24 protein-coding genes are annotated in these 25035 nt (G+C 59.2%); 12 read left to right on the top strand and 12 right to left on the bottom strand.

Features of this window, described 5'->3' with window-relative positions; all coding sequences use genetic code 11:
- The first annotated feature begins 232 nt into the window (after positions 1 to 232).
- Both ompR and K0F75_RS16120 read left to right on the top strand, forming a co-directional pair.
- Complete coding sequence (gene ompR / locus K0F75_RS16125; RefSeq protein WP_219062907.1) at positions 233 to 973, top strand: two-component system response regulator OmpR; 741 nt, start codon at positions 233 to 235, stop codon at positions 971 to 973.
- 170 nt (positions 974 to 1143) lie between these two features.
- The gene (locus K0F75_RS16120; RefSeq protein WP_219062905.1) at positions 1144 to 2457 is read left to right on the top strand and encodes an ATP-binding protein; all 1314 of its coding nucleotides are present in this window, start codon (positions 1144 to 1146) and stop codon (positions 2455 to 2457) included.
- Between the two features lie 129 nt (positions 2458 to 2586).
- Here K0F75_RS16120 and rimK read toward each other — a convergent pair whose 3' ends face one another.
- From rimK to K0F75_RS16105, 3 genes are read right to left on the bottom strand one after another with little or no spacing between them, the layout of a single operon-like run.
- Positions 2587 to 3492 (bottom strand): 30S ribosomal protein S6--L-glutamate ligase, encoded by a 906-nt coding sequence (rimK, locus tag K0F75_RS16115; RefSeq protein ID WP_219062904.1) that lies wholly within the window; start codon positions 3490 to 3492, stop codon positions 2587 to 2589.
- Positions 3489 to 3971, bottom strand: coding sequence for an ATP-dependent zinc protease (locus K0F75_RS16110; protein ID WP_219062902.1), 483 nt, complete (start codon positions 3969 to 3971; stop codon positions 3489 to 3491). Before K0F75_RS16110 ends, rimK begins: the two co-directional genes overlap by 4 nt.
- Positions 3972 to 3987: 16 nt before the next feature.
- Positions 3988 to 4770, bottom strand: coding sequence for an EAL domain-containing protein (locus tag K0F75_RS16105; protein ID WP_219062901.1), 783 nt, complete (start codon positions 4768 to 4770; stop codon positions 3988 to 3990).
- 120 nt (positions 4771 to 4890) lie between these two features.
- On the opposite strand from K0F75_RS16105, the gene K0F75_RS16100 reads away from it, so the two are divergent.
- From K0F75_RS16100 to K0F75_RS16090, 3 genes are all read left to right on the top strand, one after another.
- The gene (locus tag K0F75_RS16100; RefSeq protein WP_219062899.1) at positions 4891 to 5298 is read left to right on the top strand and encodes an RNA-binding S4 domain-containing protein; all 408 of its coding nucleotides are present in this window, start codon (positions 4891 to 4893) and stop codon (positions 5296 to 5298) included.
- A gap of 180 nt (positions 5299 to 5478) precedes the next feature.
- On the top strand, positions 5479 to 6381 hold the full coding sequence (gene hslO / locus K0F75_RS16095; protein WP_219062898.1) for an Hsp33 family molecular chaperone HslO: 903 nt from the start codon (positions 5479 to 5481) through the stop codon (positions 6379 to 6381).
- A 180-nt stretch (positions 6382 to 6561) separates the two neighbouring features.
- Positions 6562 to 8106 (top strand): phosphoenolpyruvate carboxykinase, encoded by a 1545-nt coding sequence (locus K0F75_RS16090; RefSeq protein WP_219062897.1) that lies wholly within the window; start codon positions 6562 to 6564, stop codon positions 8104 to 8106.
- Between the two features lie 86 nt (positions 8107 to 8192).
- Here K0F75_RS16090 and K0F75_RS16085 read toward each other — a convergent pair whose 3' ends face one another.
- Positions 8193 to 8966: a hypothetical protein gene (locus K0F75_RS16085; RefSeq protein WP_219062896.1), complete on the bottom strand. Its 774-nt coding sequence runs from the start codon at positions 8964 to 8966 to the stop codon at positions 8193 to 8195.
- Between the two features lie 50 nt (positions 8967 to 9016).
- Positions 9017 to 9259, bottom strand: a complete 243-nt coding sequence (locus tag K0F75_RS16080; RefSeq protein ID WP_219062895.1) for a hypothetical protein — start codon at positions 9257 to 9259, stop codon at positions 9017 to 9019.
- Between the two features lie 245 nt (positions 9260 to 9504).
- Here K0F75_RS16080 and K0F75_RS16075 point away from each other — a divergent pair, with 245 nt between their 5' ends.
- A complete protein-coding gene (locus K0F75_RS16075; protein WP_219062894.1) occupies positions 9505 to 11439 on the top strand; it encodes an ATP-dependent DNA helicase RecQ in 1935 nt (644 codons plus the stop codon).
- Positions 11440 to 11481: 42 nt separating this feature from the next.
- Here the strand turns inward: K0F75_RS16075 and K0F75_RS16070 are convergent, their stop codons facing one another.
- The 3 genes from K0F75_RS16070 to K0F75_RS16060 all read right to left on the bottom strand — a co-directional run bounded on the left by K0F75_RS16070 (position 11482) and on the right by K0F75_RS16060 (position 14784).
- Positions 11482 to 11916 (bottom strand): YkgJ family cysteine cluster protein, encoded by a 435-nt coding sequence (locus K0F75_RS16070; RefSeq protein ID WP_219062893.1) that lies wholly within the window; start codon positions 11914 to 11916, stop codon positions 11482 to 11484.
- A 107-nt stretch (positions 11917 to 12023) separates the two neighbouring features.
- On the bottom strand, positions 12024 to 13397 hold the full coding sequence (locus tag K0F75_RS16065) for a GTPase/DUF3482 domain-containing protein (RefSeq protein WP_219062891.1): 1374 nt from the start codon (positions 13395 to 13397) through the stop codon (positions 12024 to 12026).
- Positions 13390 to 14784 (bottom strand): DUF2868 domain-containing protein, encoded by a 1395-nt coding sequence (locus K0F75_RS16060; RefSeq protein WP_219062889.1) that lies wholly within the window; start codon positions 14782 to 14784, stop codon positions 13390 to 13392. Before K0F75_RS16060 ends, K0F75_RS16065 begins: the two co-directional genes overlap by 8 nt.
- Positions 14785 to 14911: 127 nt before the next feature.
- Here K0F75_RS16060 and K0F75_RS16055 point away from each other — a divergent pair, with 127 nt between their 5' ends.
- Complete coding sequence (locus K0F75_RS16055) at positions 14912 to 15424, top strand: dihydrofolate reductase (RefSeq protein WP_219062887.1); 513 nt, start codon at positions 14912 to 14914, stop codon at positions 15422 to 15424.
- 189 nt (positions 15425 to 15613) lie between these two features.
- A complete protein-coding gene (locus tag K0F75_RS16050) occupies positions 15614 to 16651 on the top strand; it encodes a haloacid dehalogenase-like hydrolase (protein WP_374028798.1) in 1038 nt (345 codons plus the stop codon).
- Between the two features lie 69 nt (positions 16652 to 16720).
- Here the strand turns inward: K0F75_RS16050 and ilvD are convergent, their stop codons facing one another.
- A complete protein-coding gene (gene ilvD, locus K0F75_RS16045) occupies positions 16721 to 18568 on the bottom strand; it encodes a dihydroxy-acid dehydratase (protein ID WP_219062883.1) in 1848 nt (615 codons plus the stop codon).
- Positions 18569 to 18922: 354 nt separating this feature from the next.
- Here ilvD and K0F75_RS16040 point away from each other — a divergent pair, with 354 nt between their 5' ends.
- Entirely contained in the window at positions 18923 to 19381 is a 459-nt protein-coding gene (locus tag K0F75_RS16040; protein ID WP_219062882.1) for a transposase, read from the top strand.
- Between the two features lie 71 nt (positions 19382 to 19452).
- On the opposite strand, the gene K0F75_RS16035 is transcribed toward K0F75_RS16040, so the two are convergent.
- Positions 19453 to 20649 carry a class I SAM-dependent rRNA methyltransferase gene (locus K0F75_RS16035; RefSeq protein ID WP_219062881.1) on the bottom strand — a complete coding sequence of 399 codons (1197 nt, stop codon included), beginning with the start codon at positions 20647 to 20649 and terminating at the stop codon, positions 19453 to 19455.
- Positions 20650 to 20865: 216 nt separating this feature from the next.
- Between K0F75_RS16035 and K0F75_RS16030 the strand changes: the two genes are divergently transcribed.
- The 3 genes from K0F75_RS16030 (at position 20866) to K0F75_RS16020 (ending at position 22989) form a co-directional block, all read left to right on the top strand.
- Complete coding sequence (locus K0F75_RS16030; protein WP_219063097.1) at positions 20866 to 21678, top strand: HDOD domain-containing protein; 813 nt, start codon at positions 20866 to 20868, stop codon at positions 21676 to 21678.
- Positions 21679 to 21710: 32 nt separating this feature from the next.
- On the top strand, positions 21711 to 22523 hold the full coding sequence (mutM, locus tag K0F75_RS16025) for a bifunctional DNA-formamidopyrimidine glycosylase/DNA-(apurinic or apyrimidinic site) lyase (protein WP_219062880.1): 813 nt from the start codon (positions 21711 to 21713) through the stop codon (positions 22521 to 22523).
- A 127-nt stretch (positions 22524 to 22650) separates the two neighbouring features.
- A complete protein-coding gene (locus K0F75_RS16020) occupies positions 22651 to 22989 on the top strand; it encodes a multidrug transporter (RefSeq protein ID WP_219062879.1) in 339 nt (112 codons plus the stop codon).
- 18 nt (positions 22990 to 23007) lie between these two features.
- Here the strand turns inward: K0F75_RS16020 and ggt are convergent, their stop codons facing one another.
- Both ggt and K0F75_RS16010 read right to left on the bottom strand, forming a co-directional pair.
- On the bottom strand, positions 23008 to 24714 hold the full coding sequence (gene ggt / locus K0F75_RS16015) for a gamma-glutamyltransferase (RefSeq protein ID WP_219062878.1): 1707 nt from the start codon (positions 24712 to 24714) through the stop codon (positions 23008 to 23010).
- Positions 24715 to 24778: 64 nt separating this feature from the next.
- Entirely contained in the window at positions 24779 to 25030 is a 252-nt protein-coding gene (locus K0F75_RS16010; RefSeq protein ID WP_219062877.1) for a YfhL family 4Fe-4S dicluster ferredoxin, read from the bottom strand.
- Positions 25031 to 25035 lie beyond the last annotated feature (5 nt).

Here is a 25035-nt window from a genome sequence, read left to right as displayed (position 1 = left end):
AAAACCACCTGGCAAATTGTGAGCAAATAAAACGCGATTGGCCATTGTCAGGCGCTACCTGACTTCAAGGCGGCGCATTATACCCAGCGATCTCTGATTAGGGGGATTGCGCCCGTTCACGAGCACTATCAACAACCGTTGCTGGCGGCTCAGGAAAAATCTGCTAACAATGCACACAGTACATAAATCGGCAGCTACGCCATAATGCGCACCGAGATCAAAGGAGCATCTAATGAGCAGTACTGCACAACCTGCTGAAGGCGAAAAGATCCTCATCGTTGATGACGACCCGGGATTAAGCAGCCTGTTAGAGCGTTTTTTCACCAGCAAAGGTTATCGCGCGCGCGCCGTGGCCAACGTCGAGCAAATGGATCGCCTGCTCGCACGCGAGGTTTTCCACCTCGTTGTCCTCGATTTGATGCTGCCGGGTGAAGACGGGCTGTCCGCTTGCCGCCGCTTGCGTGCTGCCAACAATCAGGTGCCGATCATCATGCTGACCGCCAAGGGCGATGAGCTGAGCCGAATTCGTGGTCTGGAGTTGGGTGCTGACGATTACCTGTCCAAGCCGTTCAACCCCGATGAGCTGGTCGCACGGGTCAAAGCCGTATTGCGTCGTCAGGCGGTACCTGTTCCTGGTGCGCCTGGCAGCGAAGATGAGTCCGTGACGTTCGGTGACTATGAACTGTCGCTGGCAACCCGTGAGCTCAAGCGTGGCGATGAAGTGCACATGCTGACCACAGGCGAATTCGCGGTGCTCAAGGCGTTGGTGATGCATGCCCGCGAGCCGTTGACCCGCGACAAGTTGATGAACCTGGCCCGTGGACGCGAGTGGGATGCGTTGGAGCGTTCCATCGACGTACAGATTTCGCGCCTGCGTCGCTTGATCGAACCGGACCCTTCCAAGCCGCGCTACATCCAGACTGTCTGGGGCGTAGGTTATGTGTTTGTTCCCGATGGTGCCGGAACCAAGTGATTGGCGCTGTGTAGGCGCGAGCCAGGACTGCTGAGTCCTGGCTGACACACTCGATAGCCCTGTTCAGGGCTATCGACGTTTTGGGTTGAGGTGTTTATGCGACGGATACCGATCGCGCCTCGCCATTTTTGCGAGCCTCGCTCGCGCCTGCAAAGTGTGTAGCGACTGCAATGAAAACCCCGCTCTGGTTCCCGCAAAGCTTCTTCTCTCGCACCCTGTGGCTGGTGTTGATTGTCGTGCTGTTTTCCAAGGCACTGACCCTGGTTTATCTATTGATGAACGAGGACGTGCTGGTCGACAGGCAATACAGCCACGGCGTTGCGTTGACCTTGCGGGCCTATTGGGCGGCGGATGAGCATGATCGCGAGGCGATTGCCGAGGCTGCCGGGTTGATTCGGGTGGTCGGCGGCGGCGTGCCCGAAGGCGAGCAACATTGGCCGTACAGCGAGATTTACCAGCGTCAGATGCAAGCCGAGTTGGGCGCGGACACCGAAGTGCGTCTGCGGGTGCATGCGCCTCCAGCCCTGTGGGTGCGGGCCCCAAGCCTGGGTGACGGTTGGCTGAAAGTGCCGTTGTACCCGCACCCACTGCGCGGTCAGAAAATCTGGAGCGTGCTGGGCTGGTTCCTTGCCATTGGCTTGTTGTCCACAGCCTCTGCGTGGATCTTCGTTCGACAGCTTAATCAGCCGCTCAAGCGTCTGGTCTTTGCTGCCCGTCAGTTGGGGCAAGGGCGCAGTGTGCGATTGCCGATCAGTGATACGCCCAGCGAAATGGCCGAGGTATACCGCGCCTTCAACCAGATGGCCGAGGATGTCGAGCAGGCCGGGCAGGAGCGGGAATTGATGTTGGCGGGGGTCTCCCACGACCTGCGAACCCCTTTGACCCGCTTGCGCTTGTCCCTTGAATTGATGACGCAAGAGAATGAGCTGACCGATGGCATGGTCCGCGATATCGAAGACATGGACGCGATCCTTGATCAGTTCCTGGCATTTATTCGCGACGGGCGCGATGAAGAAGTCGAAGACGTCGACCTGAGCGATCTGGTACGTGAAGTGGTGGCGCCGTTCAACCATCCGACCGAGCAGATCAGGTTGTGTCTGGAACCGATTCCGCCTTTCCCGTTACGTCGGGTTTCGATGAAACGCTTGCTGAACAACCTGATCGGCAACGCCATGCACCATGCCGGTAACGGCATTGAAGTCGCTGCTTATGTGTCAGGTGACGCCAATGCACCCTATGTGGTGCTGAGTGTGCTCGACCGGGGCGCCGGGATCGATCCGTCGGAGCTGGAGGGCATCTTCAACCCCTTCATCCGTGGCGACCGTGCGCGCAGCGGCAAAGGCACTGGTCTGGGCTTGGCGATCGTCAAGCGTATTGCGGCCATGCATGGCGGCAATGTCGAGCTGCGAAATCGTTCTGGAGGCGGCCTGGAAGCGCGAGTGCGCTTACCGTTGGGGCTGATGCTGCCGAGGGATGCGGTTTAAACGTTATGCACTGACTTCGCTCCCGATCCATCCATTGTGGGAGCGAATTCATTTGCAAAGACTCTTTGTTGCCCTTCCTGCTTAACAAGACCTGACACTCCGGACAGGTCTTGTGTTTTATCCGTCTTGTCAGCCCTTGCCTTTGGTCCGTGTCATGTTCGGGCCACTGTTTTTTTCCAGGTATTCAATGATCATCCCGGCAACGTCCTTGTTGGTGGTGGTTTCGATACCCTCAAGTCCCGGTGACGAGTTCACTTCCATCACCAGCGGTCCGTGATTGGAGCGCAGGATATCCACGCCCGCCACGCTCAGTCCCATGACCTTGGCGGCGCGGATGGCCGTCATGCGTTCTTCTGGGGTGATTTTGATCAGGCTGGCGCTGCCGCCACGGTGCAGGTTGGAGCGAAACTCCCCCGGTTTGGCCTGACGCTTCATTGAGGCGATGACCTTGTCGCCGACCACGAAGCAGCGAATATCCGCACCGCCGGCTTCCTTGATGTACTCCTGAACCATGATGTCCTGTTTCAGGCCCATGAACGCCTCGATCACCGATTCGGCGGCAGTGGCCGTTTCACACAGCACCACACCAATGCCTTGAGTCCCTTCCAGTACCTTGATCACCAGCGGGGCGCCGTTGACCATCTGGATCAGGTCAGGGATGTCGTCCGGGGAGTGCGCGAAACCGGTGACCGGCAGGCCGACGCCACGGCGAGAAAGCAATTGCAGCGAGCGCAACTTGTCCCGGGAACGCGCGATAGCGACCGACTCGTTGAGCGGAAAGACGTCCATCATTTCGAACTGGCGCAGCACGGCGCAGCCATAGAACGTCACCGAAGCACCAATCCTTGGAATCACCGCATCAAAACCTTCCAGCGGCTTGCCACGGTAGTGGATCTGCGGCTTATGACTGGCGATGTTCATATAGGCGCGCAAGGTGTCGATCACCACCATCTCATGGCCACGCTCGATGCCCGCTTCGACTAGGCGACGGGTGGAATACAGACGCGGGTTACGCGACAGCACAGCGATCTTCATGCAGCACCTTTGGTAGAGGTAGTAGAGGCCGGGAATGCCGGCTTGTCCTGAACGTATGTAATGCCTGGATTGACCACCAATTGGCCGTCGATCAAAGCGTTTGAGCCGAGCAGCAGCCGATAGCGCATGGCTTTACGGCAGGCCAGCGTGAACTCCACCGGCCAGACCCGATCACCCAACGCCAGGGTGGTGCGGATGACGTAGCGGACCTGTGCCTGGCCATTGGAGCTCTTTATGGTTTTCATCGCGACCAGTTGCGCTTCGCAACGGCGATGGCGCAGTTGCACCACCGTGCCGAGGTGCGCGTTGAAGCGCACCCACTTTTCCCCGTCGCGTTCGAACGGCTCGATCTCGGTCGCGTGCAGGCTTGAGGTGCTCGCCCCGGTATCGATTTTCGCGCGCAGGCCTGCCACCCCTAAATCAGGCAGCGCCACCCACTCGCGAAGGCCAACGACTGTTAAATGATCAAATGTTTTCAAAACGATTCCGTGCGCCTCAAACAGTCCGCCAAGCACCAGGATCTATCTGGGCCAGGGCTTTAAATGCAGGTTTGGCGAACCAGAAGCCTTGCATCAGGAAAATCCCGCAGTCAGCGAGAAAGTCTCGCTCCCCAGGCGTTTCGATGCCTTCGGCGATGACTGTAACGCCTAACTCTTCACAGATTGTGACAACCCCACGAACGATAATCTGACGAACGCGATCGTGATCGATGTCGCGGATCAGCGCCATGTCGAGTTTGATCAGATCGGGCTGAAAATCGGCCAGCAGATTAAGCCCGGAATACCCCGCGCCAAAATCGTCGATGGCTGTCTTGAAGCCGAATTCGCGGTATTCACGCAGAATATTGGTCAAATGGCGATTGTTATCTAAATGATCGCTTTCCAGGGTTTCGAAAATCAGCCGATCCAGTGGGAAATCATGTTCCTTGGCTGCTTCCAGCGTGCTGCGGATGCACAGTTCGGGACGATAGACCGCACTGGGCATAAAGTTGATCGACAAGTTTTCTTTCATGCCTAACTGCGCGGCCCCCTGAATCGCCTGTGTGCGGCAGCGCTGGTCGAAGCGGTAGCGATTCTGCTCGTTGACCTGGCTCAGGATCGACAATGCCCCTTCGCCGTTGGTGCCACGCACCAGCGCTTCATGGGCGAACACCGAGCGGTCGCGTAGATCGACAATCGGTTGATAGGCAAACGCAAAGGTAAAATCCAGAGCGGGGCTGCTTTGACATCCTTGGCAACCCGCCTTAGGAGAGGTCAACGAGCTTGGGAAATCAGTCACGTGGCACTCCAGTGCGAAATGGACCTTCAACATAGGCGGCATATTAATCCAGGGATTGGTTTGGCGCCTGCTCGACGTGACGTAGTACAGTTCTGACTATTGCACGATTGAGGAATTCTAATGGCACAAAAACCAGAAGAGGACGACAAAGTTCGCCTGGACAAATGGCTTTGGGCGGCGAGATTCTTCAAAACTCGCGCCTTGGCCAAGGCTGCTATCGAAAATGGCAAGGTTCACTGGCGGGGAGAGCGGTGCAAGCCCGGCAAGGAGCCGCACATCGGAGACGAGTTTCAGATTCGTGCAGGTTTTGATGAGCGCACGGTGGTGGTTCAGGCATTATCGACCGTGCGCCGTGGTGCGCCAGAAGCGCAGGCGCTTTATGCCGAGACAGCCGAAAGCATCGCCAAGCGTGAAAACGCTGCAGCCATGCGCAAAGCAGGCGGTTTAGGCATCAGCACTGAAGGGCGACCGACCAAGAAGCAGCGTCGGCAGCTTCATCAGTTTCGCGACACGGGCAGTGACGATTGAATTCGGCGTCATCTTTAACGCACCGTTGCCCCGATGCTGTTCGATCTGTCTTGGAAGAATTCGGGATTGTTCATAAAATGCCTTCCGTCGGCATGGCTTACAGCATCTGGTTATCAGGTGCTAAATAGCGTTCAGTCAGCGCTTTTCCTTATTTTGTCATCACTTTAGATACCTTCTCCTATGCCTGATTTTCCGGACAACGATTACACCCAGCGTTTTATTTTCGAAGAAAGCGACGTGCGCGGCGAGCTGGTCGCGCTGGAGCGTAGTTACGCTGGCGTGCTGGCCAAACATGACTACCCCGAGCCGGTCGCCCAGTTGCTCGGTGAGCTGCTCGCGGCCGCGGCCTTGCTGGTAGGCACACTCAAATTCGACGGGTTGCTGGTACTTCAGGCGAGCTCTAGCGGGCCGGTATCATTGCTGATGGTGGAATGCTCCAGCGATCGTGAAATACGCGGCATTGCGCGTTACGACGCTGAGCAGATTACTCCCGACGCAGGGCTGCGCGACTTGATGCCCGACGGCACCCTGACCCTGACCGTCGACCCGCGTCAGGGTAAGCGCTATCAAGGCGTCGTTGCTTTGGACGGCGTTGATCTGTCGGAAAGCCTGACGTCGTACTTTGCCCTGTCCGAACAATTGCAGACGCGCTTCTGGCTCAACGCGGACGGCACGCGCGCCCGTGGCTTGCTGTTGCAGCAACTGCCCGCCGACCGTCTGACCGACCCGGAAGACCGCGCCGCCAGTTGGCAGCATGTCACGACGCTGGCCAGCACCCTGACCGCCGAAGAATTGCTCAGCCTGGACAATGAAACCGTGCTGCATCGCCTCTTCAACGAAGACGCGGTACGCATGTTCGATATTCAGCCGCTACAGTTCCGTTGCAGCTGCTCGCGAGAGCGCTCGGGCAATGCGTTGGTCAGTCTGGGCCTGGAAGACGCGCAGCAACTGGTGATCGAGCACAACGGCAGCATCGAAATCGACTGTCAGTTCTGCAATCAACGCTACTTGTTCGATGCCACTGATGTTGCGCAGTTGTTCTCTGGCGGGGGTGTTGATTCGCCATCTGATACGCGCCATTAAACATGGGCTAACACGCCTTGAAACGCCGTACGGGACGCTTCGCAGCTGTTCTGACAGGAGGGTCCTACCTTATTTTCGGTGTTTCTGGCATAATCCGGCCCACTTTTTCCGCTGTAGTAGTGTGGGAATTTCTACTACAAAACGTTTGGAGCACTCGGCCAGTGGCCGACGGGGAACCTCATGACGCAAGCTAATAACGCCGTTTACACCGATCTGTGCATCGATGATCTGGTTAAAGAAGCCCTGAATCGCGGTGAAGGCGTGCTTGCCGATACTGGCGCGCTGGTCGTGCAAACGGGTCATCGTACTGGCCGTTCGCCGATTGACCGTTACATCGTTGAAGAGCCAACCACTCAGGCTGCCATCGCCTGGGGCCCGATCAATCGCAAGTTCCCGGCCGACAAGTTCGACGCCCTGTGGAACCGCGTTGAAGCCTATCTGGGCGAGCGCGAGCGTTTTGTGTCCCATGTTCATGTAGGTTCTGACCCTGCGCACTACCTCGCGGTCAAAATGACCACCGAGACTGCATGGCACAACCTGTTCGGTCGGTGCCTGTTCATCAACCCTGAACAGTACAACCCGTCCGGCCACACCGAATGGCAGGTCATCAATGCTCCGGCTTTCGTCTGTGAGCCTGAGCGTGACGGCACCAACTCCGACGGCACCGTGATCATCAACTTCGCGGCCAAAAAAGTACTGATCGCGGGCATGCTTTACGCCGGCGAAATGAAAAAAGCCTTGTTCTCGGTACAGAACTTCCTGCTGCCAGCGGTCGACGTGCTGCCAATGCACTGCGCGGCCAACATGGGCGAAGAGGGCGATGTAACGCTGTTCTTCGGCCTGTCCGGCACCGGCAAAACCACCCTGTCCGCTGATGAAAGCCGTTACCTGATCGGCGACGACGAACACGGCTGGGGCGTGGGCGTGGTGTTCAACATCGAAGGCGGTTGCTATGCCAAGTGCATCGACCTGTCCGAGAAGAACGAGCCTGTTATCTGGAAAGCCATCCAGCACGGCGCCGTGCTGGAAAACGTCGTACTGGACCCGGTCACTAAAAAAGCAGACTACGCCGACGACAGCCTGACCCAGAACAGCCGTGCGGCTTACCCGCGTGAACTGATCGAAAAACGCGCACCGAAAAACCTCGGTGGCGAGCCAAACGCAGTGATCTTCCTGACATGCGACCTGACCGGCGTGTTGCCACCCGTGTCGATCCTCAGCGAAGAACAAGCGGCCTATCACTTCCTGTCGGGTTACACCGCACTGGTTGGTTCTACTGAAATGGGTTCGGGCAGCGGCATCAAGTCGACCTTCTCCACCTGCTTCGGCGCACCGTTCTTCCCGCGTCCAGCTGGCGAATACGCTGAGCTGTTGATCAAGCGCATCCGTGGCTTCGGCTCGAAGGTCTACCTGGTCAACACCGGCTGGACCGGCGGCGGCTACGGCGTTGGCAAACGCTTCAACATCCCGACCACCCGTGGCGTCATTGCAGCCATCCAGAGTGGCGCACTGATCGGCGCAGAAACCGAACACCTGGGCATCATCAACCTCGACGTACCGAAGTTGGTCCCGGGTGTAGACACCGAACTGCTCAACCCACGCAACACCTGGGCGGACAAAGCGGCCTACGACGAATCGGCTAAAGCACTGGCAGGTTTGTTCGTTGAGAACTTCAAGAAGTTTGATGTTTCAGACGCGATCAAAAATGCCGGCCCTCAGCTTTGATGTGATGGTTGCTGGATGAATAAAAAAACCGCCTTCAGGGGCGGTTTTTTTTGGCTGAGTTTCCAGAGTTTGGCCTATAGCCGGGTTCATCCCATCGGACTAAACCCGTTAGCCGCACTGCAATACCGTTCCTCCATTGCCTTGCTCAAGTCTGCTCGACCACTCTCCCAGCGCTTGCCCCACGCTCTGCACTCCTCTTTGAAGTACACCTTCGCGCCCTTGCGACATTCCCGATAGTCGATTGAACCGCTTCGGTGGTTGCCGCAGACGCTACTGCCGTCGATGCGGTTGCCGTAGGTTGTCCATTGGGCAAGGTAGCTGCCGCGTCCGTCCCATTGGCGGACCCATGCCTGGTTGACGCCTTGATCGACGTTGCCGCGTGGGCGATTTTGACGGTTGGTTTTGTCGGCCTCGTATTGCGCCAGGTACTCAGCAGAGACCATGCCTTGCGCATGCTGTTTCTGGCTGGGTGGTGGGAATTCGCCATAGCGACAGGTGACGACGCTTGCGTCGATGACGTTGCCGGGCTTGATGCAGTCGGCGAGGGCTTGCGGGGCACGGGCCGGGGCGTTGATGGTTTGAATGGTGGGGGTGACTGATGCGATGTCGCCGGGTGGCCTCGGCGGCTGCGTCATGGGGGCCTGAACACCGGTTGATCTGGCGGTAAGCGGTAGGCTGAAGTCAGGGCGGTGTGTCAGGAGATAGATAACGACCGTAAATAAAGCGAGCAGCGCGAAGACATTGCGGTACAAGGTCGAGGTGGTGAGGTTTTTTTTACGACGAAGCCCGGGCGGGGCGTCGTTGTAGTCGGCACTGAAGTCGTCATGAGGGGTGAAATCGTCCTGATTCTGGCGTTTCATGGCATCCGTTCGTCGTTCCGTGGGTTTGGCGCAGATGCTCGCGGCAATGGCTACTCGTGAGCGACCTTGGCCGGTGCTGCGTTAACGGTCGGTTTGCTGGCGTGAGGTTGGGTGGCGAGCAGATAGGTGCCGATCACGAGCACGACGAGATAAATAGCCAGGCGGGCAAAGGATCTGGGTGCGGGTGGGTCTGCGGCTTTACGCTTGCCGGGGTGGGCACCGAGTACGACATCGAAGTGCTCAGGGCTTAAGCGTTGAATACGTGTGAGGCCGTCATCATCCGGCTGTTTCATACTGTCCATTTCGCTTGTTGGGCGAGCCGTCGAGCACGGTGTGCTCTGATTTTCGACGGCAGCCGGACCTCCTGCAATGTTGTTTCAGAAAGGTTAAACCGGCTGATATCAGTTTGCCAGCACTGCTTGCCAGGAGAATAGGATGAAATTTCCCGAGACGATCCAGGTGCGCCCTCATGCGTGTGCAATCAACCGCTTCGCGTTAAGGTCTGGCACCTTCCCGGCGGTCAATGGAGTGGCAGCTTATGTATAAAAGTCTTGAACAGGTTTTCGGTTATCCACAGTTTCGTCCTGGGCAGGAAACGGCGATTGCGGCGGTGCTGGCGGGGCGTTCGGCGGCGGCTATTTTTCCGACCGGCTCGGGCAAGTCGTTGTGCTACCAGTTGCCGGCGCTGTTGCTGCCGCACCTGACGCTGGTGGTGTCGCCCTTGTTGGCATTGATCCAGGATCAGTTGGCGTTTTTACAGCGCCATGGCATTGCGGCGGCGAGTATCGACTCGGCGCAAAGTCGTGATGAGGTGGCGCAGGTGATGGCGCGCGCCCGATCAGGCGAATTGAAGATTCTGATGATTTCCGTGGAGCGCCTGAAAAACGAGCGCTTTCGCCATTTCATCGCGCAGGTGCCGATTTCGTTGTTGGTGGTGGACGAAGCGCACTGCATTTCCGAGTGGGGCCATAACTTTCGCCCGGACTACCTCAAGCTGCCGGACTACCAGCGTCAGTTCAAGATCCCGCAGGTGCTGTTACTAACCGCGACAGCCACGCCTCAGGTGATCGCCGACATGCAGGCCAAGTTTGCCATCGCGCCGGACGATGTGGTGACCACCGGGTTCTACCGTCCCAATCTCAATCTGCTGGTGGAACCGGTGAGTGGCCGCGACAAACGTCGGCGGCTGGTGGAGTGGCTAGGCGAGCGGGGCGGTCAGCCGACCATCGTTTACGTCACCCTGCAGAAGACGGCCGAGCAGATCGCCGCGCACCTGAGTCAGAACGGCATCACGGCCAGCGCGTATCACGCCGGCTTGCCCCACGATCAGCGTGAGTCCATCCAGCGGCAGTTTATGGCGGGACAGTTGAACTGCATCGTGGCAACCATCGCTTTCGGGATGGGCATCGACAAGAGCGATATCCGCAATGTCGTGCATTTCGATCTGCCGAAATCGATCGAGAATTACAGCCAGGAGATCGGCCGGGCGGGGCGTGACGGTCAGCCGTCTGACTGCCTGGTGTTGGCCAACCGCGACAGCCTTAACGTGCTGGAGAACTTCGTTTACGGCGATACGCCGGAGTACGCGGGCATTCGTAACGTGCTCGATGAGTTGCTGACGGCGGCCGTGGACGGGCAATGGGAATTGCTCCTTGGGCCCTTGGCCGATCAAAGCAATATCCGCCAACTGCCGCTGAAAACCTTGCTGGTGCAGTTGGAGTTGCGCGGGATTATCGCGCCGCGTTTTTCCTATTTTGCTGAATACCGTTTCAAGTTTCTGATCGAACCAGAGGTGTTATTGCAGCGCTTCGAAGGCGAGCGGAAGCAGTTCGTCGAGGCGATTATCGAGACCTCGAGTCGGGCGCGGACGTGGGCCACGGTAAGCTTCGAGGCGTTGTATCAGCAGCACCAGGCCGAGCGGAGCAGGGTGGTTACCGCGCTGGATTATTTCCAGGAGAAAGGCTGGATCGAGCTGGAAAGCAAACAGATGACCGAGGTGTATAGCCTGCTCATCTGCGACTTCGACCCTCAAGCGCTAGCCCTTGAGCTGCACGATTACTTCAAGCAGCACGAAGTCACGGAAATCGCCCGTATCCACGCCATGCTCGACCTGTTTGCGACCGAGCAATGCCTGAGTTATCGCCTGGCACTTTATTTTGGCGATTATCAGGCGCCTGAACAGTGCGGACACTGTTCAGTGTGCCACGGCCATATCGCCCGCTTGCCTGAGCCGCCGACATTGCCGGCCCTGGTTGAGGAAGGCTTTCATGGGCTATGCGACGCGTTCGTGCACAGGCATCAGGACTACAGTGGCAGCGCCCCCAGTGCCGAATGCCTGACCCGGTTTCTCTGTGGGATCAGCGTGCCGCTGTTCACCAAACTCAAAGCGCGCGGCATCAGGGGCTTTGCCGCGCTCGAGAATTACCCTTACGCGCAGGTGCGAGAGTGGGCACAAGGGGCGATGGCCGGGTAGACGTATCAGACGCAGGCCATCTGACCGGGAAAGACGATCAGGTCAAAAAATGTACAGCGTGTTGTCGGCGACCTTGCGCTCAGGGGTTTTTGGCACGTAGGCGCAATACCCTGGTCGCGGACCGATTTTCGGGTGGTTGCGGCAGGTGTCGGGACGTTTTTCATAGATCGTGCACAGTCGGCTTTTGCGATCCAGGTACAGGCAATCGTTGTTGCTCATGCGCTGTAGGGTGAAGATTTCCGACTTCTGGTTATAGCGCTCGACGATCCCTTCCTTTTGCAGGCGCTTGGCAATGTTCTTCGCCGGTTCGCCGCGCTCGAATTCGTCGACGATGCCGATGCGGATCAAATCCTTGATCTTCACTTCCACCGGCAAGGTGCAACAGCTGGATACGCAGCCACCGCACATGGTGCTGGAGTATTTGGCCCAGGTATCGATTCGGTCGATTTCTGCGGCGGCGATCAGGTTGGGCTTCATGTGCTCAGGTTCCGGGTGTATCGGGCGCGGGATGATACCGGGGCTGGCGGAATTCGCGTAAGCAAAAATTGCTTATACGACTGTCGGCGTCGTTTGAGTGACGCTTGTCAGGTCTGAGTCAGCAACTTGGCCAACGCCTCAATCTGCTCCTGGCGCTCGGCCTGGGTCAGGCGCGCATGCAGATTGAGGGATGACCATTGCGGGTGAGCGCGGGCTTTTTGCAGGCTGTCGGGGAGTTTCCCTTCGCGCCAGGCTTTGTTCTGAGGGGTGCTCAGCGTGATCCTGTCCATGGCTGCATGACCGCGTAGGTCAAGGGCCTGGAGCAATTGCCGTTGGCGCAGGGCGAGCAGGCGCAACACTGCATCGTCGATCGTCAGCTCGCGCTGGCCCTTGAGCTTGCCAAGCAGGCGCGAGCCGTAGCTGCGAGCCGTTTGCAGCGCGCCACCGGCAATTGCCCCGACCAACGCTGCGGCGCCCAAGGTAATCCCGCCCACCAACAAATCCACGCCCGCTCCGGCTGCTGCGCCCGCGGCGATCCCTCCGCCCAGGCGTACGCCCAGCAGCTTGAGGGTTTCCGGGTTGAACAAATCGTCGCCCCAACGCCCATCCAGCAGCGGCAAGTCAGTGGCAGTAGCGTCTTGCGGGCGGAAGGCGTACAGCTTGAGCAGGGCTTCGACGCAGCGTTGCTCGCGCAGGCGGATGGCCTTGCGCAGCGCGTCGATGGCGATTTGCTCCTGACCTGATCCGGTGGCGACGCTGCGACGGCAGGCGGCACAATCCAGCAGCAGTTCAGCGATCAGGCGAGCCGCGCTTTGCTGGCGTGCCAGACGTTGCGCTTGCTGGTCGATAATCAGTCGTTCCAGTTGCTCACGGGAATTTTCCAGCAACAGGGCAAGGCTTTCGTACAGTCGGCGCTCGCCGTCTTCCGGCGGCGCAACGCTGTCGAATCGCACCAGCGCATGCAGGCCCAGACGCGCCAAGGCTTCGCGCCAGTCTGCTTCGCGGTGTTCGGCACTGCTGACAAAATTCAGCACCGGCAGCAGCGGTTTGCCGCAACTGGCCAGTACCTCCAATTCATCACGGTATTTAGCCAGCACCGGTTCGCGTGCGTCGATCACATACAAGCCGGCATCCGAGGCCAGTAACTGGCGCAGCACCTTGGCTTCCTGCTCGAAGCGCTGGCGAGCTTCGCTGCCGTCGAGAAAACGCGCCAAGCGTGCCGGTCCATCCAGACGCTCACCGGGACGGTCCAGGCGCTCTAAATAATCGAGCAGGGCGATGGCATCTTCGAGGCCGGGCGTGTCGTAAAGCTCCAGCAGGGCCTCGCCGTCCACCGACAACCGAGCACCCTCCACATGCCGCGTGGTGCTGGGGCGGTGTGAGACGTCACCGAAACCGACATCGCGGGTCAGGGTGCGCAGCAACGAGGTTTTGCCGACATTGGTGTGGCCCACCACCGCCAGCTTGAGCGCTTTAGTCATGGCCGGTCTCCAGCCACTTCAGCGGCGCGCTGTCGGCGTAGGTGATGTCGAGTTTTTGCAGCGCTGAATGCCAGTCGCCCAAACGCTCTGCGTCCAGTGCCTGGCCGGGCGGTGCTTGCAGCAGCCAGATCCGCGTTGCCCCGGCACAGCGGGCCAGTTCTGCAATCAGCGCCAAGCTGCCACGGTCTGGCGAGCGGCGCGGGTCGCACGCGATGGTCAGACGCGCAGGTGGAAAGCGGGTCAGTTGATCGAGCAGCTTTTGTCGGGATTCGCGGCTGTCGAGAATCCCCGCGTCTATGACGCTCTTCGGCAGACTCGGCGGCCATGGGCGCTGATCGTCGAGTTCGATGGCGACCAGCAACGCGCCGTCGCTGTCGGGCGCTACAGTGCCTGATTGCGTGCTGTGCAGTTGCTCGGGCGCGGCATCACTGATACCCAGACGCTCACTGCTGGGCATCAGGCGTTCGCGGAGCTGGCTGTAACCGGGCATGTTCAGATCGAGGCTGAGGGCGGCACGGCCACGTCGCCAATGCCACAGGCAGACCAGGGCCAACAGCAGACGCGGGACGATCCCGTAGACCAGCAATACGCCGACCAACCAGCCCGCCCACGCCTGGCGCGCGCTTTCGATGCTCAATGCACTGTCGCCGCTGGCGCGGATCATGGTTTCAGTCGGCACGCTAAACCCCAGCAACGCGGGCAGCGCGCCGAGGGCCTGGGTGACGGTGACGAACGTATCACCCCGCAAAATAGTGGTTTCCCAGACAAACCCATAGCGCCGGGTCGCCATCAGCATCAGAAGAATCACCAGCGCGCTGAGCAGCGCCAGCAGCCACGCGCCGTTGACCACCATACCCAACGCCCAGCGGTTCAGCCGTTGACGTTGCAGCAACAGAACCAGCGCGGGCGCCAGTTGCGCCGCCTGGGCATCGCGGGCGAGCTTTTCACTCAGCCATAACCACAGCCGCCCAAGGCTGGCAGTGCTTTCCCCGGCGAACAGCATGCTCAGCGCCCAACTGAGCAGCAGGATCAGATTGAGCCCCAGCAGGCTGCCCAGGGCCCAGAACACATTGACCGGCGCTTGCCCGTTGCCCAGTGCCGCAAACGCCAAGCCGGCGCCGGTGATCACGACCATCATGGCCAGGACAATCAACGCCAGTCGCGCGCCTTGTTTCCAGTGATGCAGAGCGTTTAGCAAACCATCGCGCTCGGCCAGCCACAGGGCACGGTTCTGAATGCGTGTCGGCAGGTCACCTGCGGTGGCGCGGGCGCGGCGATTGGCCTCCAGGTCTTCCAAAGGGCCCGCGTGTTCTTCGCGCAGGCGCACGGCTTCAGTCAGCCAGAGGCTATCCAACTTATCTGGGGAAGGAGAAATAGCAGCAATCACGCGTCGTCTCTTTTGGCGATGAAAGAGGAGAGCATAACCGTTGGGAATCCTTAAAAGAAAAGCGCCGTCTGCCGACTAGTTAGATTGGTCGTTTCAGCAAGGCAGGAGCTTTGGTATCCTCGCCGCCATGAAAAACTCTCTCTCTCTCAGCCTTATCGCGGCCATCGGTGAAAACCGAGTGATCGGCTGGAATAATTCCATGCCTTGGCATTTACCGGGCGATTTTAAGTACTTTAAAGTCAGGACCCTCGGCAAGCCAATCATCATGGGTCGTAGAACCTGGGACTCTCTGGGCCGGCCCTTGCCGGGGCGGTTGAATCTGGTGGTCAGTCGCCAGGCCGATCTGCAGCTCGAAGGCGCGGAGGTGTTTACTTCACTCGACGCCGCCGTGGTCCGTGCCGAGCAATGGGCGCGGGAGCAGGGCGTCGATGAAGTGATGCTGATTGGCGGGGCGCAGCTGTATGCGCAAGGCCTGGCGCAGGCAGACCGCCTGTACCTGACCCGCGTGGCGCTCAGCCCTGAAGGCGATGCCTGGTTCCCCGAGTTCGATACCGCGCAGTGGACGCTGGTGTCCAACACCCCTAACCCGGCGCAGGACGACAAGCCGGCTTACAGCTTTGAAGTGTGGGAAAAAATGTAAACCCAGGCACAGATCCCTTGTGGGCCTTGTCGTTTTTGACGCGCGTGTCGCGAATCGTTATCAGCATGACGTCTTCACGACACGGGCGGTCGTTGATGCGCTAGAGATGTCACGAGATTTTGCTACGGTCAGTCCTCAACCTTGAGGAGGGACCCCGTTATGAATCTCGCGCCAAAACTGTTTGCCGCCATGCTGACGTTGGGACTGAGCGTAGCGCTTGCCAGCCAGACGTTTGCCACCGAATTGACCCATTGGCCTGCACCTGCGGCCAAGCAGCTCAATGCCATGATCGAAGCCAACGCCAACAAGGGTAACTTCGCCGTGTTCGACATGGACAACACCAGCTATCGCTACGATCTGGAAGAGTCGCTGCTGCCGTTCATGGAAAACAAGGGCCTGATCACCCGCGAAAGCCTCGATCCCTCTCTTAAATTGATCCCGTTCAAGGACACGGCCGACCACAAGGAAAGCCTGTTCAGCTACTACTACCGTCTGTGTGAAATCGACGACATGGTGTGCTACCCATGGGTGGCTCAGGTGTTCTCCGGGTTCACGCTCGCGGAACTCAAGGGTTACGTCGATGAGCTGATGGCGTCGGGCAAACCGGTGCCGAGCACGTATTACGATGGCGATACGGTCAAAAATATCGACGTCCAGCCACCCAAGGTCTTCACCGGGCAGGCCGAGCTGTACAACAAGCTGATGGAGAACGGCATCGAGGTCTACGTGATGACCGCTGCTTCCGAGGAATTGGTGCGCATGGTCGCGGCTGATCCCAAGTACGGCTACAACGTCAAACCGCAGAACGTGATTGGCGTGACCACGCTACTGAAAAATCGCACGACAGGCGAACTGACGACTGCGCGCAAGCAGATCACGGCGGGCAAATACGATGAGAAGAGCAACCTGGGTCTGGAGCTGACGCCGTACCTGTGGACGCCTGCAACCTGGATGGCAGGCAAACAAGCGGCAATCCTGACGTACATCGACCAGTGGAAAAAACCGGTGCTGGTCGGTGGCGACACCCCAACCAGTGACGGCTACATGCTGTTTCACAGCGTTGACGTGGCCAAAGGTGGCGTTCACCTGTGGGTCAACCGCAAAGACAAGTACATGACTCAACTCAACGGCATGATGACCACCAACGCGGCTGCCCAGGCCAAAGAAGGCCTGGCTGTGACGGCGGACAAGAATTGGGTGATCGTGAAGCCGGAGGAAATTCAGTAAAACCGAGGTGACTGCCTCGCGGGCAAGCCCACTCCTACAGTAGGAGCGGGCTTGCCCGCGATAACGGTCTTATGGCATCAACTTATCGAGCATCGCCTTGTCACGCACCGCGCCTTTGTCGGCGCTGGTCGCCAGCAGGGCGTAGGCTTTCAGAGCCGTCGTCACTTTACGTGGGCGCTTCTCGACCGGCTTCCAGCCTTTGGCGTCTTGCTCGGCACGGCGTCCGACCATTTCTTCATCGCTGATCAACAGATTGATCGAGCGGTTCGGAATGTCGATCAGTACTTTGTCGCCATCGCGCACCAGACCAATCGCACCGCCCGCTGCTGCTTCTGGCGATGCGTGGCCGATGGACAAGCCCGAGGTGCCGCCAGAGAAACGACCGTCGGTGAGCAAGGCGCAGGCTTTACCCAGGCCTTTGGATTTCAGGTACGACGTCGGGTAGAGCATTTCCTGCATGCCCGGGCCGCCTTTCGGACCTTCGTAACGGATGATCACGATGTCGCCAGCCTTCACTTCGTCGGCGAGGATGCCGCGTACGGCGCTGTCCTGGCTTTCGAAGATCTTTGCGTTGCCTTCAAAGACATGGATCGACTCATCGACGCCTGCGGTTTTCACCACGCAGCCGTCCAGCGCGATGTTGCCGTACAGCACGGCCAGTCCGCCTTCTTGCGAGTACGCGTGTTCTACGCTGCGGATACAGCCGTTCTCACGGTCGTCATCCAGGGTTTCCCAACGAGTCGACTGACTGAATGCAGTCTGGGTCGGAATGCCCGCAGGACCAGCCTTGAAGAAGGTGTGTACCGCTTCGTCGTCAGTCTGGGTGATGTCCCATTTGGCAATGCCTTCGGCCATGGTCTTGCTGTGGACGGTCGGCAGATCGGTGTGCAGCAAGCCACCGCGAGCCAGTTCGCCGAGGATGCTGAAAATCCCGCCGGCACGGTGCACGTCTTCCATGTGGTACTTCTGGATATTCGGCGCGACCTTGCACAGTTGCGGCACTTTGCGCGACAGGCGGTCGATGTCCTTCAAGTCGAAATCGATTTCAGCTTCCTGCGCCGACGCCAGCAAATGCAGGATGGTGTTGGTCGAACCACCCATCGCAATGTCCAGGGTCATGGCGTTTTCGAAGGCTTTGAAGTTGGCGATATTGCGCGGCAGTACCGACTCATCGTTCTCGGTGTAGTACTGGCGGCACAGGTCGACGATGGTGCGGCCAGCCTGCAGGAACAGTTGCTCGCGGTCGCTGTGGGTCGCCAGCTGCGTACCGTTGCCCGGCAGCGCAAGGCCCAGGGCTTCGGTCAGGCAGTTCATCGAGTTGGCGGTGAACATGCCGGAGCAGGAGCCGCATGTCGGGCACGCACTGCGCTCGTACTCGGCGACTTTTTCATCGCTGGCTTCGGAGTCAGCGGCGATCACCATCGCGTCGACCAGGTCCAGACCGTGGCTGGCCAGTTTGGTCTTGCCAGCTTCCATCGGGCCACCAGACACGAAGATCACCGGGATATTCAGGCGCAAGGCGGCCATCAACATGCCAGGGGTGATCTTGTCGCAGTTGGAAATGCACACGATGGCGTCGGCGCAGTGGGCGTTGACCATGTATTCCACGGAGTCGGCGATGATCTCGCGGCTCGGCAGCGAATACAGCATGCCGTCGTGACCCATGGCGATGCCGTCATCCACGGCAATGGTGTTGAATTCCTTGGCCACGCCACCGGCGCGTTCGATTTCACGAGCGACCAGTTGGCCCATGTCTTTGAGGTGCACATGGCCGGGCACGAACTGGGTGAACGAGTTGGCGATGGCGATGATCGGTTTCTTGAAATCGGCGTCTTTCATCCCGGTGGCGCGCCACAAAGCGCGAGCGCCGGCCATATTGCGGCCGTGGGTGGACGTTTTCGAACGGTAATCAGGCATGGAGCGCTCCTGGCGGCAATCAGGTATCAGGAAAGGGGGGAGAGCTTCTATTAACGACACAAACACCCGGCAGTGACCGGATGCTGCGGTGAACCGATAACGCCACGGGATCGCCGCGCGCTCGGCCTGAGCTCATAAACCCGCCGGGGATGACTGGCGATGAATAGCGCAGATTCTACACCTGCGGCGCCAGGAAGGAATGCCGAAGGTCGTTCGGACCTTAATCGCGGGCAAGCCTGCTCCTAGAGGGCGTTGTAGTCCGAATAGACACATTCAGAGTCAATGTCTTGCGGGAGGAGGCAGACGCACTGACCTAATCTTCGGTTTAGAGGACCCAACGAAGGAGGCAATGGAATGCCTGACTCACATCGTAGTCACCAAATGCGCGTTGGAAGGTTCTCGGAAACCGGGCGCATTTATCTGCTTACCTCGGTCGTTCATAACCGGTTATCTATCTTCGCAGATTGGCGGTTAGGCCGATTAGTGGTGAGCGAATTTCGAGACGCTCAGGATCAAGGTTGGGCTGATTCGCTTGCATGGGTGGTCATGCCTGACCATTTTCATTGGTTGATCGAGCTGAAGAGTGGGACGTTGCCTGATCTAATGCGAGGGACCAAATCGAGAAGTGCGAGGGCGGTCAATGCAGCGCTGAGCCGCAGCGATTGTCTATGGCAGAAGGGGTATTACGACCAGGCTGTGCGCCGTGAAGAGGATCTGAAAAGGTTTGCTCGCTATATCGTTGCCAACCCGGTGCGTGCCGGACTGGTAGCGAGGATAGGGGATTATCCGCTGTGGGATGCTGTTTGGCTGTGAAGGTGCTATCGCGGGCAAGCCCGCTCCTGCTGTAGGAGCGGGCTTGCCCGCGATAGGCCGCGAAGCAGTGATCAGCTGTTCGGCAGCAACCGGCAGGTCATGCTCTTGATATAACGCGTTTCGGCAATTGCCGGGTGCACCGGGTGGTCCGGGCCTTGGCCGCCGCGTTCCAGCAACTGCATGTTGCGGTCCAGGTGGCGGGCGCTGGTCAGGAGGATGTTTTGCAGATCGTCCTCCGGCAGGTGCATCGAACAGGAGGCGCTGATCAGGATCCCGTCTTTGCTGAGCAGGCGCATGGCCTGTTCGTTGAGACGGCGGTAAGCGCCTTCGCCGTTTTTCAGGTCTTTTTTGCGTTTGATGAAGGCCGGCGGATCAGCAACGATCACGTCGAAACGCTCTTCGCCGTTTTTCAGCTCCTTCAGTGCTTCGAACACGTCGCCTTCGATGCACGCCACTTTGTCGGTGAAACCGTTGAGCGCCGCGTTACGTTCAACGCCGTCCAGCGCGAAAGAGGATGCGTCGACGCAGGTGACATCGCTGGCACCGAAAGCGGCCGCTTGCACGCCCCAGCCGCCGATGTAGCTGAACAGGTCCAGGACGCGCTTGCCTTTGACGTACGGTGCCATGCGCGCACGGTTCATGCGGTGGTCATAGAACCAGCCGGTTTTCTGTCCGGCCATGACCGGCGCTTCGAATTTCACCCCGTTTTCTTCCAGCGCAACCCACTCAGGCACCAGGCCGAAGGCGGTCTCGACGTAACGGTTGAGGCCTTCGGCATCGCGCGCGGCGGAGTCGTTCTTGAACAGGATGCCACTCGGCTTGATCACTTGAATCAAGGCCGCGAGCAGGTCTTCCTTATGGTTTTCCATGGTGGCGGAAGCCAGTTGCACCACCAGGATGTCGCCAAAACGATCGACCACCAGACCCGGCAGCAGGTCGGAGTCGCCAAACACCAAGCGGTAATAAGGCTTGTCGAACAGGCGTTCGCGCAACGACAGCGCTACGTTCAGGCGGTGTACCAGCAACGATTTATCCAGCGGCACCTTGATGTCGCGAGACAGCAGGCGTGCGCAGATCAGGTTGTTGGGGCTCATCGCCACAATGCCCAACGGCTTGCCGCCAGCGGCTTCCAGAATGGCTTGATCGCCCGCAGCAAAGCCGTTGAGCGGGGTGGCGGCTACATCGATTTCGTTGCTGTAGACCCACAAGTGGCCGGCGCGCAAGCGACGGTCGGCATTGGCTTTGAGGCGCAAGCTAGGCAGGGACATGACGTCGCTCCGGAAAAAAGAGCGAGATTATAACGCGTCATCCACGCTCGGGGCCCAGATCACTGGAATAAACCACTGGCAGAGTCTATTGCATCGTTCTGAGTGTTGTCGGATGCCCCCGCGCAGAGGTTAAAATCGCCGCCTAGTCCTGAGTGTGTACTTATGTCCCAATCGCTAACCACCGAACAGATTCAGCAGGCCTTGCAAGGCATCAGTGTGCCGCCTCAGCCGCAGATCATGGTGGACTTGCAGATGGAGCAATACATGCCTGATCCGGATCTGGGGGCGATTGCCCGGTTGATCGCACAAGATCCGGGCTTGTCCGGCGCATTGTTGAAGATCGTCAATTCACCGTATTACGGCCTGACCAATAAAATCGCCTCGATTGAGCGCGCGGTAAATCTGCTGGGCAGTGGCTCGATCATCAACCTGATCAACGCGCAGTCGATCAAGGGCGAGATGACCGACGAAACCATCGTCACCCTCAACCGCTTCTGGGACACCGCGCAGGATGTGGCGATGACCAGCCTGACGCTGGCCAAGCGCACCGGCTCACAAGCGGTGGACGAGGCCTATGCGTTGGGGCTGTTCCATGACTGTGGTATTCCGCTGATGCTCAAGCGCTTCCCCAACTACATGAGTGTGCTGGAAGACGCTTACGCCAAGGCGAGCCCGACCTGTCGTGTGGTGGACACAGAGAACCATGCATTCAATACCAACCATGCGGTGGTCGGTTATTTCACCGCCAAGTCCTGGCGTTTGCCGGAGCATGTCAGCAACGCCATTGCCAACCATCACAATGCGTTGGCAATCTTTCAGGACGAGTCGGGTCACAACAGCCAACTGAAGAACTTGCTGGCGATCCTGAAAATGGCCGAACATGTCTGTGCGTCCCATCGGGTGCTGGGCAATCAGGGTGAAGACCATGAGTGGAACAGCATCGGTCATCTGATTCTGGATTACGTGGGGCTGTCCGATTACGACTTTGAGAACCTCAAAGAATCCATTCACGAGTTGGGCGTCCGCTAGCCCGATCACTCGTTCCTTTGTCCGGGTCGCCAATGCCTGAATTACCTGAAGTCGAAACTACCCGCCGGGGCATCGCGCCGTATCTGGAAGGTCAGCGCGTCAGTCGCGTGATCGTTCGTGACCGGCGTTTGCGCTGGCCGATCCCCGAGGACCTGGACGTGCGCCTGTCCGGGCAGCGGATTGTATCGGTGGCGCGTCGCGCCAAGTACCTGTTGATCAATGCCGAAGTCGGGACATTGATCAGTCATTTGGGCATGTCGGGTAATTTGCGTCTGGTCGAAGCCGGATTGCCTGCGGCCAAGCATGAGCATGTGGATATCGAGCTGGAGTCGGGCATGGCCCTGCGCTACACCGACCCGCGCCGTTTTGGCGCAATGCTCTGGAGCCTCGACCCGCTCAATCACGAATTGCTGATTCGTCTCGGGCCGGAGCCGTTGACCGATCTGTTCGATGGGGAGCGTTTGTTCGAACGTTCCCGTGGGCGCTCAATGGCGGTCAAACCCTTCATCATGGACAACGCGGTGGTGGTCGGAGTCGGCAATATTTACGCGACTGAAGCCTTGTTTGCCGCGGGTATCGACCCGCGTCGCGAGGCCAAGAGCATCTCCCGGGCGCGTTATATGAAGCTGGCGATCGAGATCAAGCGGATTCTTATCCACGCCATCGAGCGCGGCGGCACCACCCTCAAGGATTTTATCGGCGGCGATGGCCAACCCGGCTACTTTCAGCAGGAGCTGTTCGTTTACGGTCGCGGCAATCAGCCATGCAAGGTCTGCGGTACTGAGTTGCGCGAAGTAAAACTCGGTCAACGTACCAGCGTGTACTGCCCGCGTTGCCAGACATAAAGACCTTGTAAGCGCGGGCTTGCCTGCGCCTGCCTGAAGTGGCATCTGACAGCTGCAAACCTTGCTTAACCAGCGCCGCTGTTTATAGTGACGATCATTACTACCGTTGAGCTTGAAGGATCACGCCATGAGTCCGTTTCGTACCCTCGCTGTTGCCTTGGCCTTGCTGTTCGGATTGCAGGTGCTGCCTGCACAGGCTCAAGCTGAGTCACACGGGAGCGGAGATCCAACCTACTCCCTCGAAGCGCCCCCGGCCTACGCCATGATCGGCGACCTGTTGATTGCCCGGCCGTTGCTGATCGCGGCAACCCTGGTGGGTGCCGTGCTGTTCGTGGTGGCGCTGCCGTTTACCGCAACTGGCGGTGGCATTGGCGACACAGGCAAGGCGTTGGTGGTGGACCCTGGCAAGTCGGCGTTCGTCCGCTGCCTGGGTTGCACGGGCGATGGCTACAACAAACGCGAATAACCGGCGTCGCCATGACCGCTAAGGCGTGGCTTGCCTGACTGTCGGGTCGAATACTGCTGGAATCCCCAGCCCGCGAGGATCGCTCGCGGCTTCGACCTTGGCGTTGTCCTTGTTCCAGAACAGCACCTGCTGATTGCCATAGGCGCGCTTAGTGTCCTTGAGGCTGTAGCCGCGTGCTTGCAGCTCAGTCAGTTGCTCTGGAGAAAAGGCGTCGGGTTCGTATTCGATAACATCAGGCAAATACTGGTGGTGATAGCGCGGCACGGCAGGCCATGTCGCAACGGGTTGTCCGTCCAGGTATTGCAGGATCGCCAACAGCACCATGCTTGGAATACGGCTGCCGCCCGGTGTGCCGAAGGCGCTGAACTCGGTCGGACTTTCAATAAAGCTTGGGCTCATGCTCGACAACGGCCGCTTGCCCGCCGCGATGGCGTTCGCCTGGCTGCCGGCCAGGCCGTAAGCGTTGCTGCCTTGCGGGTCGGCAGCAAAGTCGTCCATTTCGTTATTCAATATCACGCCAGTGCCGGGCACGCTAAAGGCCGAGCCGAACGGCAGATTCACCGAAAGCGTCGCAGCGACCGCATTGCCATCTCTGTCGAGAATGGCGAAATGAGTGGTGTGATCGCCCTCACGCCATTTAGGCGCAGGCGGCAGGCTGGCGCTGGGCGTCGCGTCGCGGGGGTCGATGCTGCTGACCAGTTGCTTTAAATAGTCGCGATCAAGCACATGGGCCAATGGGTTACTGACAAAATCCGGATCGCCCAGCAAGCCCCGGTCGCGGTAAGCCCGACGCAGCACTTCGACCACGTAGTGGGCACGCTGCACCTTGTCGGCCTCACGCCACGGCAACTGCTGCAACATCGTCAGGCTCTGGGCCAACGCGATGCCGCCTGCGGACGGTGGCGGGGCGCTGATCAGCTCGCGGTTATCCGCTAACGGGAAGCGTAGCGGCGCGCGGGCAACCACTCGATAGCGCTGCAGATCGTCGTCTGTCCAGATGCCGCCAGCGGACCTGACCCCGCTGACCAGCGCCTGACCGGTCAGGCCTTCGTAGAAACCGGCGCGTCCCTTGTCGCCAAGGCGATCAAGGGTCAGCCCCAGTTCCGGTTGTTTGATGATCTCGCCCAGCGTCGGAATGTCCCCGTGGCGCAGAAACAGCCGGGCGCTCTCCGGGTCGTCGCGCAAGGCGGACAAACGCCAGCCAGCGCGCTCCCGGTACACGGGATCGACGGCAAACCCCTGATACGCCAGGCGGATGGCCGGGGCCAGCGAGGTTTTCAGCGGCAGTTTGCCGTAATGCTCGGCCAGTTCGACCAGCGCCGCTGGCAAGCCCGGGATGGCGGCGGCCAGTGGTCCGTTGAGCGACAGCGTGGGTTGTACCTTGCCGTCGCGGCGATACATGTTCTGGTTGGCCTGGAGGGGTGCGCGTTCGCGGGCATCAAGGAACTGATAGCGAATCGGCTCAGCGCTTTGCCGCAGCAGGAAGAACCCGCCACCGCCCAGCCCTGAAGCGTAAGGCTCGACCACCGCCAGCGCGGCACTGACCGCCACGGCAGCGTCGAACGCATTGCCACCGATGAACAATATTTCCCGACCGGCGGCTGTGGCTTGCGGATGGGGGCTGGAGACGGCGGCCTGTTGCGGTGCCTTGGCCTGAGCAGCAAGGGCGCACAGCAAAAGCAGGGCGCCGAGCAGGGAGGGGAGACGATTCAGCGTACGGGTCATCCGGAACTCGCTTTTGTCGACAGGCAGTGCAGCCCGGCTGGCGAGTGCAGGAGCGTCGAAGGGGCTAGGCTTTGTGGGTCAAAATCAGGTATTTGGCCATCAGCTCGTCTTTGCTCTCGACGTGGGTTTCATCCAGCGGGATGCAATCCACGGGGCAGACTTGCTGGCACTGCGGTTCGTCGTAATGGCCAACGCATTCGGTGCACAGGTTCGGATTGATCACGTAGATCTCCTCACCTTGAGAAATCGCTTCGTTCGGGCACTCGGGTTCGCAGACGTCGCAATTGATGCAGTCGTCGGTGATGATCAGGGACATGAAGC

The organism is Pseudomonas sp. UMAB-08 (genome assembly GCF_900095225.1).
In the GTDB taxonomy this organism is placed as follows: domain Bacteria; phylum Pseudomonadota; class Gammaproteobacteria; order Pseudomonadales; family Pseudomonadaceae; genus Aquipseudomonas.
The sequence above is the reverse complement of the archived record's forward strand: the minus strand, read 5'-3'. Positions and strand labels throughout refer to the sequence as shown.